Annotated in this window: 13 protein-coding genes; 5 read left to right on the forward strand and 8 right to left on the reverse strand. The window is 63.5% G+C overall.

The annotated features are described in order from the left end of the window. Positions 1–275 precede the first annotated feature (275 nt). Positions 276–1,523 (forward strand): DNA polymerase IV, encoded by a 1,248-nt coding sequence (dinB, locus tag FJ934_RS24165; protein ID WP_140612939.1) that lies wholly within the window; start codon positions 276–278, stop codon positions 1,521–1,523. A gap of 18 nt (positions 1,524–1,541) precedes the next feature. Here the strand turns inward: dinB and FJ934_RS24170 are convergent, their stop codons facing one another. The 7 genes from FJ934_RS24170 to FJ934_RS24200 form a co-directional block, all read right to left on the reverse strand. Beyond that, a complete protein-coding gene (locus FJ934_RS24170) occupies positions 1,542–3,143 on the reverse strand; it encodes an FGGY-family carbohydrate kinase (RefSeq protein ID WP_140612940.1) in 1,602 nt (533 codons plus the stop codon). Positions 3,144–3,226: 83 nt separating this feature from the next. Then, positions 3,227–3,955, reverse strand: coding sequence for an SDR family oxidoreductase (locus FJ934_RS24175; protein ID WP_140612941.1), 729 nt, complete (start codon positions 3,953–3,955; stop codon positions 3,227–3,229). Positions 3,956–3,978: 23 nt separating this feature from the next. Further along, a complete protein-coding gene (locus tag FJ934_RS24180) occupies positions 3,979–5,232 on the reverse strand; it encodes a sugar ABC transporter permease (protein WP_140612942.1) in 1,254 nt (417 codons plus the stop codon). Continuing rightward, on the reverse strand, positions 5,229–6,044 hold the full coding sequence (locus tag FJ934_RS24185) for an ATP-binding cassette domain-containing protein (RefSeq protein WP_140612943.1): 816 nt from the start codon (positions 6,042–6,044) through the stop codon (positions 5,229–5,231). The genes FJ934_RS24180 and FJ934_RS24185 overlap by 4 nt, the downstream gene beginning before the upstream one ends. An 80-nt stretch (positions 6,045–6,124) precedes the next feature. After that, a complete protein-coding gene (locus FJ934_RS24190) occupies positions 6,125–7,192 on the reverse strand; it encodes a sugar ABC transporter substrate-binding protein (RefSeq protein WP_140612944.1) in 1,068 nt (355 codons plus the stop codon). A gap of 241 nt (positions 7,193–7,433) precedes the next feature. Then, positions 7,434–8,318, reverse strand: coding sequence for an AraC family transcriptional regulator (locus tag FJ934_RS24195; protein ID WP_140612945.1), 885 nt, complete (start codon positions 8,316–8,318; stop codon positions 7,434–7,436). 420 nt (positions 8,319–8,738) lie between these two features. Further along, entirely contained in the window at positions 8,739–9,272 is a 534-nt protein-coding gene (locus FJ934_RS24200) for a sterol desaturase family protein (protein ID WP_140612946.1), read from the reverse strand. 186 nt (positions 9,273–9,458) lie between these two features. Between FJ934_RS24200 and FJ934_RS24205 the strand changes: the two genes are divergently transcribed. From FJ934_RS24205 to FJ934_RS24220, 4 genes are all read left to right on the forward strand, one after another. Next, entirely contained in the window at positions 9,459–9,929 is a 471-nt protein-coding gene (locus FJ934_RS24205; protein ID WP_140612947.1) for an NUDIX domain-containing protein, read from the forward strand. Positions 9,930–9,965: 36 nt separating this feature from the next. Then, on the forward strand, positions 9,966–10,265 hold the full coding sequence (locus FJ934_RS28130; RefSeq protein ID WP_181165751.1) for a hypothetical protein: 300 nt from the start codon (positions 9,966–9,968) through the stop codon (positions 10,263–10,265). A gap of 83 nt (positions 10,266–10,348) precedes the next feature. Next, on the forward strand, positions 10,349–11,197 hold the full coding sequence (locus tag FJ934_RS24215) for a class I SAM-dependent methyltransferase (RefSeq protein ID WP_246671620.1): 849 nt from the start codon (positions 10,349–10,351) through the stop codon (positions 11,195–11,197). A 176-nt stretch (positions 11,198–11,373) separates the two neighbouring features. Next, positions 11,374–14,010 (forward strand): EAL domain-containing protein, encoded by a 2,637-nt coding sequence (locus tag FJ934_RS24220; RefSeq protein WP_181165753.1) that lies wholly within the window; start codon positions 11,374–11,376, stop codon positions 14,008–14,010. Between the two features lie 67 nt (positions 14,011–14,077). Here the strand turns inward: FJ934_RS24220 and FJ934_RS24225 are convergent, their stop codons facing one another. After that, positions 14,078–15,262 (reverse strand): Gfo/Idh/MocA family oxidoreductase, encoded by a 1,185-nt coding sequence (locus FJ934_RS24225; protein WP_140612949.1) that lies wholly within the window; start codon positions 15,260–15,262, stop codon positions 14,078–14,080. Between the last annotated feature and the right edge of the window lie 161 nt (positions 15,263–15,423).

Consider the following 15,423-nt stretch of genomic DNA (forward strand, 5'->3'; position numbering starts at 1 on the left):
AAGCGATGAAGACGGTATTGCGGGCCGGGCAGTTTGGTTAGGCGGCGGCTCTTTTCAGGTTCAGGCGAAGCAGCTTTCCTCTCGAAGTCAGCGCCGCCCCTCGCCTGCCTGCCGGCATCCTCTCCCCCGTAGAGTGACGGGGAGAGGGCTTCGCTCGTCGCCGATTTCGCCAATCTGCGGGACGCTTTCAACAAACCCGTTCCTTGCTTGACAATGATCCCTTTTTGTTCTTCATTCGTTCGCATCTATCAGCAACTGCGGATGAGCGGTCGGGAATGGAGACGACAGCCACCATCCTGCATGCCGATCTCGATGCCTTCTATGCCTCGGTCGAGCAGCTGCTCGATCCGTCGCTGCGCGGCAAGCCGATCGCGGTGGGTGGCGGCGTGGTGCTGGCCGCCTCCTATGAGGCACGCGCCTTTGGCGTGCGTGGCGGCATGCCGGGGCGCAAGGCGCGCGAGCTTTGCCCGCAGCTGATCTTCGTCGGCGGCAATTTCAGCCACTACCAGCGGCTGGGCGACGCGGCGATCAAGGTGCTCGACGATTTCACGCCGGTGGTGGAGCGGATCTCCATCGACGAAGCCTTCGCCGATGTCGCCGGCTGCACGCATCTGTTCGGCCCGCCGGACGAAATCGCCAAAACCATCCGCCGCCGCGTGCGGGCCGAACTCGGCCTGCCGATCTCGATCGGCGTGGCCCGTACCAAGCATCTGGCCAAGATCGCCTCGCAGGTGGCCAAGCCCGACGGGCTGGTGGTGGTCGATCCCGGAACCGAGCTTGCCTTCCTGCACGACCTGCCGGTCTCGCTGATGTGGGGCGTCGGCCCGGCGACCAGGGCGCGGCTGGCCGAAATCGGCGTCGAGACCATCGGCCAGTTGGCCAGGACCCACAGCGGCGCGCTGACGCGACTGCTTGGCCCCGCCGCCGGCGAAAAACTCGCCGCCCTGTCGTGGAACCGCGACCCGAGAAAGCTGGAGACGAAGCGGCGGGCGCATTCTGCCGGCGCGCAATTGGCGCTTGGCCAGAAGCCCGCCGTGGCGCGGGTGATCGTGCCGACTTTGCTGCATCTGGCTGACCGTGTCGCCAGCCGGCTGCGCGCCAAGGCGCGGCCCGGCCGCACGGTGACGGTGCGCGTGCGCTTTGCCGATCTCCGCGCCGTGACGCGCTCGATCACGCTCGACCAGCCGATCTCGGCGACCACCATGCTGGCCGAAATCGCCGGCGATCTCGTGCGCGGCGTGCTCGCCGACCACCCTCGGGAGAAGACGATCTCGCTGCTGGCGATCTCGGTCTCGCATCTGGAGGAAAGCGCCGAGCTGCAGCTCGACCTGCCGCTCGGGCTTGCCGACGAGAAGCGCCGGCCCGGCACCCAGAAAGGCCTGGCACGCTTTGGCGCCGACCGCGCCATCGACAAGATCCGCGAGCGCTTCGGCAAGCAGGCGGTCGGCTACGGCGCCGTGGCGCTCGAAGCGGCGCGTTCGGTGCCCGACGAATTCAGGGAACTGGCGGAAAAGGAGCTGTGAGCGGACGGCGCACCCGTCTCAGCCTCTGATCGCCCTACCCGTCTGCTGCAGCAGCTCAAACGCCGCGAAGCGCTTGGCGTGCCAGCCGGTCAGCGACGCGTTGGGATGATAGGCTTCGCCGAGTTCCGACATGGCGGCCATGGCCGTCACCAGATCCTCATAGGCTCCAGCAGCGACGGCTCCGAGCATCGCCGAGCCCAGCAGCACCGGCTCCTGCGAGGTCGACGCCACCACAACCAGGCCGGTTGTGTCGGCCAGCAGTTGGCGGACCAATGGGCTTTGGCCCGCGCCGCCGCTGACGACGATCGTATCGACGGCAATGCCCTTTTCGCGCTCGGCGCGCACGATCTGGCGCGCGCCATAGCCAAGACCGCAGATGCCGGCGACATAGAGCGCGACCAGGCTGTCGAGACTGGTGTCGAGATCGAGCCCGGCGATCAGTGCATGTGCGTCCGGATCGGCGAAAGGCGCGCGATTGCCAAGAAATTCCGGCACAACATGGATGCCGCCGGCCAGCGCCGGCACAGCCGCCGCCCCGCCCCGGCTTTCGGCCAGCAGCGACAGCCAGACGCTGAGAGTGAGCCCTGCGGCTCGTGCTTTCTCCGTCGCTTCGCCGGCTGCCGGATGCAAACGCACCAGGTGGTCGATGGCCGCGCCTGCCGCCGATTGCCCGCCCTCGTTCAGCCATAGGCCCGGCACCATGGCCGAGAAATACGGACCCCAGACGCCGTCGACAAAAGCCGGCTCGGCAGTCGTCGACATGGTGCAGGCTGAGGTGCCGAAGACATAGGCCATGCGCGACAGAACACTGCCGGCTGCGCCGCGCGCGCCGACCGTGCCGATACCACCGGCATGCGCGTCGATCAGGCCCGCCGCTACGGCTGTTCCCTCGGCCAGGCCCAGCTCTGCGGCCGCTTGCGCCGTCAGCCCACTGCCGAGTGCCGCACCGGCTGGCACGATCTCGGTGCCGATGCGCGTGAAGGCCTCGTCGGCGAGTGCCCCAAGGCCTATCTCGCGGAAATATCCCTCGTCCCATCGGTTTTCATGCGCGAGGTAGGTCCATTTGCAGGTCACCGTGCAGACCGAGCGGGCAAGGCTGCCGCTGGCACGCCAGGTCAGGAAGTCGGCGAGATCCAGAAACTGCCAGGCCGCGTCGAAGGTAGCAGGCAGGTTTTCGGTCAGCCACAGAAGTTTCGGCGTCTCCATCTCCGGCGAGATGACGCCGCCGACATAGTTCAGCACCGCCTCGCCACTGCGGTTGATGCGGCGCGCCTGTTCCGCCGCACGGTGATCCATCCACACGATGATGTTGCGCTCCGGATCGCCAGATGGGCCAACCGGCAGCGGCGCACCGCCTTCGCCCAGCACCACGAGCGAGCAGGTGGCGTCGAAGCCGATCCCGGCGATCGTCTCCGGCGCGGCGCCGGATTGGGCGACGGCCTCGCGCACCGCGGCGCACACCGCACGCCAGATGTCGCGGCTCGACTGCTCGACGATGTCGCCGGGCTCGCGCCACACCTTGATGTCCCGCTTGGCCGAGGCCAGCAGGGTGCCGGACAGGTCGAACACCCCGGCGCGCGCGCTACCGGTGCCGACGTCGATGCCTATGTAATGGGGCAAGGAAAACCTCTGATTTCAGGGAGCAGCAGGTCGTAAGCAGTGAGTGGACGGTGGTGAGGTGGAGCCCGGCTACCGACTACTCCTCAGAGATCATTGCTCTGCGGCAGGATCACGAGATCCCTGATGGTGACGTTCCTTGGCCGGGTCAGCATGAACATCACCGCTTCGGCCACTTCGCGCGGCTGCATCAGGCCACCGGCGGCGAGCTCTTCCTCGAGCTTTGCCTTCGGCCAGTCGTCGACCAACGCCGTTACCACCGGGCCGGGCGCCACCGCACCAACGCGCAAGCCGTGCCTGGCGACCTGCCGGCGCACAGTGTGGACAAAGGCCTGCACGGCATGCTTGGAGGCGGTGTAGATCGGCTCCCAGACCACCGGAACCAGTCCGGCGATCGAACTGGTGACGATGATGTCGCCGGTCTTGCGCTCGACCATATGCGGCAGGACGGCCTGGATCGAGCGGAAGCAGGCGTTGATGTTGAGGTTCAGCACGCGGTCCCAGAGGTCGGGATCGCCGTTCGCCACCTCGCCGCCGACATAGGCGCCGGCATTGGCGTGGAAGATGTCGAGCTGGCCGGCCTTTTCCAGGATCCGCGGCATCATCGTTGCAACGCTTGCCGGCTGCATCAGCTCGATCGACAGCGGGATCGCCTTCGGACCGAGTTCGGCACAGAGTGTGTTCAGCGTCGCCTCGGCGCGGTCGACCAGCACCACGGTGGCGCCTGCCGCCAGCATATGCCTGGCGCATTCCAGACCGATGCCTGAAGCCGCACCGGTGACGGCGGCAACTTTTCCGGACAGTTCTTCACTCATGTCTTCATTTCCTGTTGATGGGTTCAGGCTCGGCCATGAGAGACACGCGAGCGGCGTGCCAGCGAGTCGACGATGACTGCGATGGCAAGCACGGCGCCGGTGATCATGTACCGAAGCGACGAGGACAGATCGAGCAGCGTCAGCCCGCTGGCGATCGACTGGATGACGATGATGCCGAGCAGCGCCGAATAGGCACTGCCGCGACCGCCGAAGAGGCTGGTGCCGCCGATGACGGCGGCCGCGATGGCGTTGAGGTTGACGTCGCCGGTGCCGGCCTGCTGGCTGGCCGACGCAAGGCGGGCCGCCGATAGCACGCCGCCGAAGGCGGCCAGCATCGAGCACAGCACGAAGGCGCTGGAATAGATCTGCCCCACGTTGATGCCGGCACGCCGCGCCGCCTCGCGGTTGCCGCCGACCGCCGACATCGAGCGGCCCCATTTGGTCCGCGTCAGCGCGTAGTGCATGGCGATGACCAGGCCGACGAAAAGGCCGAACATCCAGGGAATGCCGCGTGCCTGGTTGAGATAGAAGACGATGAATTCCAGCACGAGCGTCATCGCCACAGCGCGCGTGATCAGGCCACCGCTCGACGGCGCCGACAAATTGGCGGCACGGCGGCGCGCCACGGTGCGCAGGCCGGTGACCAGCATGACGATGCCCGGCACGGCCGCCAGCCCGAAGGAAACCCATTTCGGCATCACCAGCAGCTGGCCGAAATTCACCAGGTTCGAGCCGTAAGGCAGGTTTATCGAGCCGGTCGATCCCAGAATGTAAAGCTGCAGGCCGAGTACCGCGAGCAGGCCCGCCAGCGTCGAGACGAAGCTCGGCATGCCCAGCCGATTGAACAAAAGCGCATAGAGCGCGCCGATGAAGCCGCCGAAGGCGACTGCGGCAAGAATGGCGAGCGCCACCGGCCAGCCCTGGTTGACCCAAAGCGAGCCGACCAGTGCGGAGGCAAAGCCGCTGATCGAGCCGACCGACAGGTCGATCTCGCCGACCATGAGCACACAGACGATGCCGAGCGCGATGACGCCGACGGTAGAGCAGTCAAACAGCAGGTTGACCAGGTTGCTGCTCGACAGGAAGATCGGGTTGATGCTGGCGAACACAGTCCAGATGATGACCAGCCCGACGATGACCGGCAGCGAACCGAGATCACCGGAACGCACGCGATCGGAAAAGGCGCGGATGGTGCCACCGATCCCGGCCTCGTGCTTGACGCGCACATCGGCACGGTCGAGCGGCGCTGGAGCGGGCTTTTGGGCTTCAAGGCTCATGAGTGTTGCTCCTGCGTGTGATCCGGCCTCGCCTGCCGGCGCTCCGCACGCCGCGAAACCGAATTGTTCGACGCGCCGGTGATGGCGCTGACCAGTTCCTGGTTCGAGGCGTCGGGCGTGAAGATACCGTTGTTGCGACCAAGCCGGAGCACGACGATACGGTCGGCCACCGCGCGCACGTCTTCCATGTTATGGCTGATGATGACGACGCCGAGGCCGCGATCGCGCACGCGTTCGATCAGGTTGAGCACCTCGGCCGTCTGCGCCACGCCGAGTGCGGCCGTCGGCTCGTCGAGCAGGATGAGTTTCGGCTCGAGCAGCAGCGACCGCGCGATCGCCACGGTCTGGCGCTGGCCGCCCGACAGCGACGCCACCACCTCGCGCACGCTGGGGATGCGCGCCGACAGTTCGTTGAGCAGCGTCCAGGCGCGTACTTCCATTGCCACTTCGTCGAGCCGCAGCGGGTTGAGCTCGCGGCCGAGAAAGATGTTGGCGACGATGTCGAGGTTCTCGCACAACGCCAGGTCCTGGAACACCGTGGCGATGCCGAGCGTGAGCGCGGCACTCGGGTCGGCAAGCACCACCTGCTTGCCTTGAAAACTGATGGCGCCCGAACTTGGCTGATGCACACCGGCAAGGATCTTGACCAGCGTCGACTTGCCGGCCCCATTGTCGCCCACCAGCGCCACCACTTCGCCGGCATGCACGTCGAGGTCGATGTCGGTGAGCGCCGAGACGGCGCCGAAATTCTTCGAAACACCACGCAAGCTGAGCACCAGCTCGCCAGCCGGAACCGCCGGAGTATCGATCATGCCTGGAACACCTCTTCAAACCAGTTCGGAATATGCGCTGTCCGGCCACGGCCGGACAGCGCAGCAGCTAAAAGTCGCGGTCAGTTGATACCCAGCTTCTTGCAGCCTTCCGCGTAACGGTCGACGCACAGTTCAGCGGCGGTGTTGATCTTCTTGTCGATGATCTCGGCCTTCAGGTTTTCCTGCGTCACGACAGCAGGCGTGAACAGCTGCGAGGGCGTATCGTACAGCGTCGTCTCGGCCTTTGGCGTCTCGCCCGAAAGCAGCTTCACAGCGACGTTCGCCGCCGCGGCCGCCACGATCTCGCTCGGCTTGGAGATGGTGTTGTACTGATCGCCGGCGATGATCAGCTGCAGCGCGGCGATCGTCGCGTCATTGCCGGTCACCGGCGGAACCGGGTCGACACCGGCGGCCTTGAAGGCAGCGATGGCGCCGCCGCCGGTGCCGTCATTGGCGGCAACCACGCCGAGGATCTTCGGACCGAAGCGGGTGATCTGGCCGCCTGTCCATTGCTGCGCCTTCGGCGGCGCCCATTCCGGTGTGTCGAATTCGGCCAGGATCTGGTAGCCGCTGTTGTCCAGTCCCTCATGGATACCCTTCTTGATCAGGCCGGCAGCCGCGTCGGTTGGTGAACCGTTGATCTGCAGCACACCGCCGGTGGCCGGGTCGACCTTGAGCGCCTTCAGATGGGCGACCAGCGAATCCGCGATGGCCTTGCCGATGCCTTCATTGTTGAACGAGACATAGAAGTCGGCCGGAGCGGTCGGGATCGGCCGGTCATAGGCGATGACCTTGATGCCCTGGCTTTGCGCCAGCTTGACCAGCGAGGCAGCGGCGGTCGAGTCGACAGGGTCGAGCACGATCGCCTTGGCGCCTTGCGAGATCACCGAGTTGAACTGCTGCTGCTGGCGCGAGACGTCGGCATCGGCGTTCTGGTAGATCACCTTGCAGCCCGGACACAGCTTCTTCATCTCGGCGGTGAAGCCGGGATAATCGTGCTGCTCGTAGCGGGTCGAGGCCTGGTCGGGCATCAGGAAGGCAACCGTGGCATCGGTGACCTCGGCGGCACGGACGCTGGCAGCGGTGCCGGCCAGCAGCGACAGCGCGAGCGCCGCCATGCCGGTCGACTTTATTGAAATTCTGGTCATTCGGTCTTCTCCGTTTCTGGATATGGTTGTAAGAAGGTCGTTGACTGCTTTTGTGTAGAGACGCGACCTTTCCTGGTCCCAACTGGTATTGGGATCAGGGCCGGGAGGCGGCCTTTCCAGGCTGCACCGACATCCTCCTGGCGCGGAGGATTTCCCGGACAAGCGCTCTCCATCGCGGACCGCTTCCTTGCGGTCCACGTCCTCATGTCGAAAACTGTATCTCCTCCCTTGGCTCCTCCCGTTAAGCGGCTTTTCCCGCGTTGATATTGTCGGCCAGCAGGCGTCTGAAACGCGAGGGCGGCATGCCCTTCTCCGCCAGGAATTGCCGGTTGAAATTGGACAGGTTGTTGAAGCCCACCTCGTAGCAGATGTCGGTGATCGAGGCCTGCTCGTCGCTCATGAGTATCTGGCAGGCAAGATTGATGCGCAGCCGCTTGACATACTGCACCAGCGACATGCCGGTGTGGCGGCGAAACGAACGCGAAAACGCGCCGGTCGATTGCCCGGCGATGGCCGCAAGGTCGGCCTCATCGAACAGCTGCGTCAGATTTTCCCTGATATAGGCGAGTGCTTTGTTCATGCCGGCTGTCATGTAGCCGGAGGGGTCGGGCCGGTAACTGGCGCTGGCCAGCAGCCGGATTTCCTGGGCGCGGCTGAGCAGGCCCGCGATCATCATGAACAGCTCGATGCGGCGCACGCCCTGCGCCTGCATCATCTCTTCCGTCAGCGGCGCCAGCTCCTTGTTGGTGCGGGCGGAAAACAGCACGCCGCGCCGCGATGCCTCGAGCAGCGGGCCCAGCCCCGCGAGCTCAGGCAGAATATGCATGGCATCGCCGATGAAACTCTCCGAGAACTGGATGATGCGACCGCGCAGCGGAATGGAACTGTCGCGCGGAATGTCGCTGACCCAATTGTGCGGCAGGTTGGGTCCGGTCAGCACCAGATTGCCAGGCTCGAACTCGCCGATGAAGTCTCCCACGAAATACCGGCCGCTGGTGAAGATCACCTGATGAAGCTCGTATTCGGGATGGAAATGCCAGCGCACTGTGTGGAAGGGATAGCCGTGCGACCACGCTTTGAAAGACTCACCGCGTCTGATCTGGACAACTTCCAGGTCCGGTTCCATGTCCGTTTCCTCCCGGGCCGGCACGGATCATTGCCGCATTCGGCCCCAATTCCCTAAACCGGCCGAATTGGTTTCGGCTCTGCATTTCGAAACCACGGTACCGGCTCGTTTGAGCAGGCGCCACCACGATTCAGGGCAGCGGATGATACTTTTTTGACCGGGAGGGGACGCGGGGAAGCGATATTCGGACAGCCTTGCTGATTGCCGCGCAATGGTGCGCGCCGGCACCGAGAGGGGGCCACCGCCTACCCTCGTCCTGGCGCGTTGCCGCGGTCGATCTGTAGGCCCAGATCACCAAGCCTGCGCCGCCATGCAAGTTCCGCGATCGTAGGCATGTGCGCCATCACCCGAGGCCCTGCTTCAGCAGCTGTTCGAAGTTCGCGCCGCCATGGCTGGCCAGAGCCGAATTCCAAGCAGTGTTCAGAGCCGTGCCGTGCCGAAAACCCGGTCCCAGAAAATGGACGTCACGCCGAAATTGGCGGTGTCATCGACATGGTGGTGCACCGCGTGGCGGCGCTTGAGCGTGTAAAGGTAGCTCGGATGGCCGGGATGCCAGTGATGAATCATGTGGTGGACGCTGATGTACCAGAGATAGCCCAGCATCAGGCCGCAGCTCACCGCGCTCGCGGCCACGAAGCCGGAAACCAACCAGACAGGCAGGAACGCGACCAGCGCATGGACGCCCAGGCTGAGCCAGGTCGGCGTGCCCACCGAGCTGCGCTCCTCGACATGATGGCGGTCGTGCAGATCCCTGATCCAGGGAATGTGGTGAAGGACGAAGCGGTGCAGGACGTATTCGATCAACGTCCACAGGCCAAGGCAGACCAACATCGTGCCGATCCAGTCCGGCGCGCTCTCTTCTCCGGCCTCGATCAGCCCGGCCACCCCCAATATGGCGATGACCAGGGGATAGACCACGAAGTCGCTGTAGTAGCCGATCAGACCCAGTTGCATTCGGACGCCCCACTGACTTTCGACGCCAAAACGATGCTATCAGATTGCCGAACTCGCTGGTGAGGTGCAATGCAGATGCATCTGAAATAGCGTCGCAATTCCCTGGTGCAAGGATCGGCACCCATCATCCCGGACGAATCAGATGGCGGCCGAAGTCGCACCGGCGCCACAAACGGACATGCAAAAATGGCAAAACGCAGTGCGGGATTGCTGATCTATCATCGACGCGATGGCGATATCAGGGTGCTTCTGGTTCATCCCGGCGGACCGTTCTGGGCGAAGAAGGACGATGGCGCCTGGTCGATCCCGAAGGGCCTCGTCGGCGAAGACGAGGATGAGCTCGCGGCAGCGCAACGCGAAACCGAGGAAGAGCTCGGCCTCAAGGTGGAAGGCCCGTTCGAGCGTCTCGGCGCATACAGGCAGCCGGGCGGCAAGATCGTTGTGGCCTGGTCCGCCGAGACCAGAACCGGGATCGATGTGGCCACGATCAAGAGCAACATCTTCACGATGGATTGGCCGCCGCGGTCCGGATCGATGAAAGAATTTCCGGAGGTCGACAGAGCGGGTTGGTTCAGCCTGCCCGAGGCCGAGGTCAAGATCCTTGCCGGCCAGCGGCCGATGCTGACGGATTTGTTAGCGCAGTTGGATGGCGCGTGATTGTCTCCCTGCCCCTTGTGGGGCCGGAGGAGACCCGTGGCTCGCGCCCGGCACCAGCGTGCGCGCTTTCTCGCCATGGACGGAGAACCGCAATTCCTCTGGCCGCCTGCCGGACCATTCGAGCCCGGCTCTGTCGTCATGGATGCGCACGGACAGATCATTGTAGCGGTCGACGAAGTCTGGCTGGCCAGGATCGTGCCGCGTGCTGCGTCCGTCCAGCGCATCTCGCTGAACCGGGGAACCTCCTGCCAACAGCTGTTTCGCCACCGAGCCGATGACGGCGATCGTCTCGATCTCGGGAATGGGCGCCGCAACGGGCGCGACTTCCGGGATTGACGCGCATGTCTGCTCGCTGCAATGTCTATTAACCAGCTGTTAACCTTGCGACGGCGGAGATCGGGGGCACTTTGGAACCGTTTTTGGACGCGAACCTGCTGAATTGGGACGATCGGGCCGAAATACACGCGACCGACAGAACAGGCAGCTACCGCATCGAGAACGTGCTGGCTGGCGGATCCAATCTCTATGAGCTGGAAACGCGCGAGGTCGGAGACATTTTCGGCAAGGACATCGTCCATCTGCAATGTCATATCGGGCTTGACACGATCAGCCTGAGGAATCTCGGCGCGGGCAGCGTGACCGGCCTGGACTTTTCACCGAGGGCGATCGCTGCGGCGCGGGATTTCGCCTCCAAGGCAGGCAGTGACGTTCGCTTCGTGGAGGCGCCGCTATACGAGGCGGTCGAAGCGCTCGACCAGACCTATGACGTGGTCTACGTCACCTGGGGGTCGGTGAACTGGCTTGACGATGTCTTTCGTTGGGCGCGGGTGGTCGCCGATCTTCTGCGGCCCGGCGGCCGGCTGTACATGGCCGAGGGCCATCCCTTGATGTTCCAGTGCAATCGCAAGGCTGCCGCCCTCGAATTGAAGGACGACTGGCGAACGCCGGTGGCGCGACCGCTCGCCTGGAACGAGAAGCAGACCTATACCGGCGATGAACGAACCTTGAAGCATCCTCGATACTATGAGTGGATCCATCCGATCAGCGATGTGGTGAACGCGCTGATCGCAGCGGGGCTGACGCTCGATTTTCTCAACGAGCATGACACGGTTTCCTGGAAGCATTTTTCTTTCGCGGTGAGGGCCGGCAAGGATATGTACGGCCTGCCCGAAAAAACTGCAAAGATTCCAATGGCCTATTCAATTGGAGCAACCAAGCGCGGCATCGGGACGTATCGGATCGTCCAGAAAAAAGTCGATAGCCACTAAGCCGCTATGTGGTGAGTGCTGGTGCGATTGCCCGCGCCAGCGCCCGAAGGCGCAAAAATTTTAAAGACTGTGAAGGCCAAAATTAAGTTATTGCGAACTAATATTCCCTTGATGAGGCTCACCCGGAGAGCCTGACAAGCACAGGGAATCTCGCCCTATTGGCTCTTTTCGCCAAAATGCTAGGCCGCGTAAGGGGGGCCGTGTTCTCGCCGGCAAGGATCCCGGTGGGGATTGCAATTGTGGTTATTGCCGTTTGCGCGGCGTTCGCGGACCATCAGAACAGGATCGTTGCGGACCAGGCCGCCCGCGTGGATGTGCTGGCCAAGGTCAATGTCATTCGCGCCAAGCTCGAAGGAAACATTAACGGCAACCTTCAGCTGGTTCGAGGTCTGGTCGCCGCGGTCACGACCGAACCATACATGGGAGAGCAACGCTTCACGGAACTTGCCAGCCGCCTGTTCAGCGAAGAGTCCCAACTTCGCAATATTGCCGGTGCGCCCGACCTGGTCATTTCCTTGATGTACCCGATGGCCGGCAACGAGAAGGCCATCGGTCTCGATTACCGCAAGAACGACCAGCAGCGCGCGGCTGCCCTGCGTGCGCGCGACGAGCGCAAGCTCGTTCTCGCTGGCCCGGTCGATCTGGCGCAGGGAGGACAGGCTTTCATCGGTCGATTCCCGGTATTCGTAAAAAGCGCGGGCAACACCGATCGATTCTGGGGCATTGTTTCCGCGGTCGTCGACGTGCAGCGCCTTTACCAGGCGACGGGTCTCCTCGACAAGAATCTCGGGATTGACGTGGCGCTCATCGGCAGTGATTCCCCTGGCGCGAAGGGAGTCCAGTTCTTCGGTGACGAGAGAGTCATCAAAAACAATCCGGTGACGGCCGACGTTCTGCTCCCGTCGGGCTCCTGGCAGATCGCCGCCGTTCCCAAGAACGGTTGGCCCGCCACTCCCGCCAACGCATGGCTGCTGAGGGCGATCATGGCGGCAGCGGCCGCACTGATCTTGATCCCCTTCCTGGCGGCAGGCCGCCTTATCGACGAGAGGCAGCGAAACTACTGGGAACTGCATCGGCTGTCGCGACGGCTGGAACTTGCTCTGGAGGCGTCGGCTATCGGAGTATGGGAGCACGACCTCGAAACCAACCATCTGACGTGGGACGATCGCGTCAACGAGATCTATGGCAGAGAGCCCGATGGCGGATCGCGCGGATATTCGGACTGGGCCGGAGCCATTCATCCTGCCGATCTGCCTGGCGCGCTTGCGGATTTCGACAAGGCAGTGGCCGGGCGAAGCACATATTCGTCGGAATACCGGATTGTTCGGCCGAACGGCGAAATTCGTCACGTCCGGTCCACGGCGATCTTCTACGAGATCGCAAACAATTCGCCTCGAATGGTCGGCGCGGAGTGGGACGTGACGGCAGACGTCTTGCTGAATACCGATCTGGTTCGCGCAAAACAGCTGACCGAGTCGAAAAATACCGAACTCGAGGCTGCCAAGGCGCGCATAGAACATATCGCCCTGCACGATTCCCTGACGGATTTGCCCAATCGGCGTTATCTGGACCAGGTGCTGGAAGATCATGCGGCAAAGGCCAGACTCGACGGCGGCTGCGCGGCGCTGCTTCACATGGATCTGGACCGCTTCAAGCACATCAACGATACGCTTGGTCATGCGGCGGGCGACGCAATGCTGGTACACGCGTCGTCCGTTCTCAAGTCCAACGTCGGCGACCGCGGTTTTGTCGCTCGGATTGGAGGAGACGAATTCATCGTGCTCTGCACCGTGCACGGCGATGTCGGCCAGGCCGCGGCGCTCGCCGACAACATCATCGAGCAGATGCGCAGACCTGTTTATTACCACGGCCATCAATGTCGGTTTGGCGTCAGTGTCGGAATTGCGATCGACAATGATAGTGACGCCGATGCCAGGCAGTTGCTGGTGAATGCCGATATTGCCCTCTACCGGGCAAAGACGCGGGGCCGCAACCGCTATGAATTCTTCAGTGGAGAACTGCAAAGCGAAATCGTAAACACGAAGAGAGTTGCCGACGAGATTCTAGCCGGTCTCGAGCGAGACGAATTCATCGTATTCTACCAGCCTCAATTCGATGCAAAGACCCTGGAGATCGTCGGCGTTGAAGCGCTGGCGCGGTGGAGGCATCCAGAGAAGGGGATTCTGACGCCTGACGCTTTCCTGAAGACCGCTGAAGAACTGAACGTCGTGTCGGAGATAGACCGGAAAGTCCTCCAGCAATCGCTTGTGGATTTCGAAGCGTGGTCCGCCGACAAGATCGGTATTCCGCGCGTGTCAGTCAACGTATCGGCACGACGCCTTCAAGACGAGGAACTCCTGAAGAGCTTGCGTGACCTCAACATCAGAAAAGGGACTTTTTCCTTTGAACTCGTCGAGTCGATCTTCCTCGACAACAACGATGATCTGGTCACATGGAACGTCGAGCAGATCAAGGAACTCGGCATCGACATCGAAATCGACGATTTCGGCACCGGTTATGCCTCTATTGTCAGCCTGCTCAAATTGCAGCCTCGCCGCCTGAAGATAGATCGTCAGTTGGTGGACCCTATCGTGAACTCACCCCAGCGACGGCAGGTCGTCTCGTCGATCATCGAAATCGGCAAATCCCTGGGTATCGAGATCATAGCCGAAGGCGTCGAGACGATGAAGCACGCACGTGTGCTCAAAGGGCTTGGCTGCGACATATTGCAAGGCTACGCATTCGGGCACGCAATGGATTCCGACCGGCTGAGAAGCTTTGCTCGATCTCGACGGTTGCCCGTGGCAAGCTAGAGCAATTCCAGGAAAAGTGCGTAGCGGTTTTCCGTCCGGAATTGCGTATCAGAAAGCGTCGTGCGCCTCAGCCAAACCGCGCAGCCGTCCACGCCCCGCCCGCCGCGTTCGACTCCACCGCCGCGGCGACGAACTTCACGCCGCGCGCGCCGTCGACGACATCGGGAACCCGCGCCGCGTGCGCTGGATCGACCACGCCGCCCGACCGATGGGCGCGGACGATGTCGGCGGCGTCGCGGTAGAAATTGGCGAAGGCCTCGATATAGCCCTCGGGGTGCGCCGCCGGCATGCGTGAGACGCGCCGGCTTTCCTCGGTCGAGCCATGGCCGCCGCGCACCAGCGTGCGGGTTTCCTCGCCATATCGGGATAAGCGCAATTCCTCCGGCCGGCCACCCGACCATTCGAGGCCGGCTCTGTTGCCATAGATGCGCACGGAGAGGTCGTTGTAGTGGCCGGGCGACGTCTGGCTGGCCAGGATCGTGCCGCGCGCCCCACCCGTCCAGCGCACCAGTACATGCGCGTTGTCGTCGAGCCGACGCCCCGGCACGGCGGTGAACAGGTCGGCCGACACCGTCTCGGCCTCGCGGCCGCAGATGTAACTCGCCAGGTTGAAGGCATGGACGCCGATATCGGCCAGCACCGCCGACTGTCCTGCCCTTGCCGGATCGGTGCGCCATTCCGCCTGCTTCTGGCCTTCCGCGTCGATCGGCTTGGTCAGCCAGTCCTGGATATAGGCGCCATGCACGGACACGATGCGGCCGAGCTCGCCCGCCGCCACCATCTCGCGCGCCTGGCGCACCATGGCATAGCCGGTATTGTTGAGCGTGACGACGAAGCGGCGCTTTCGCGCCCGCGTCAGTGCCACCAGCGCCTCGGCATCGCCGAGCGTGGTCGACAGCGGCTTGTCGCAGATGATGTCGATGCCGGCCTCGAGGAAGGCTGTCGCGATCGGCGCGTGCAGATGATTGGGCGTGACGATGACGACCGCCTCGATGCCGTCCGGCCGTGCGGCTTCCGCCCTGGCCATGGCGTGGTAGTCGGCATAGCTGCGCTCCGGCGCGATGCCGATCTCGGCGGCCGAGGCGGCGGCATTGTCCGGATCGGACGACAGCGCCCCGGCGACCAGCACGATCTGGTCGTCGAGCCGCATGGCCAGCCGATGCACGGCGCCGATGAAGGCATTGCGCCCCCCGCCGACCATGCCGACCCTCAGGCGCTTGCGCGTTGATCCGTCCGATGTCGCGTAGACCATGTTGTTCTCCTCCGGCTATCTAGCCAATTCCTCGGCATAAAAGGTTTTGGGTCAGTACCCACCGTCGAGTTCTGTGGCGCCCCTCTCTGTCCTGCCGGACATCTCCCCCACAAGGAGGGAGATCGGACGTCGCCTCTACTTTCGCCAACTACCACCATCGC

Origin of the sequence: Mesorhizobium sp. B2-4-12, assembly GCF_006441575.1 — a bacterium.
GTDB lineage: Bacteria > Pseudomonadota > Alphaproteobacteria > Rhizobiales > Rhizobiaceae > Mesorhizobium.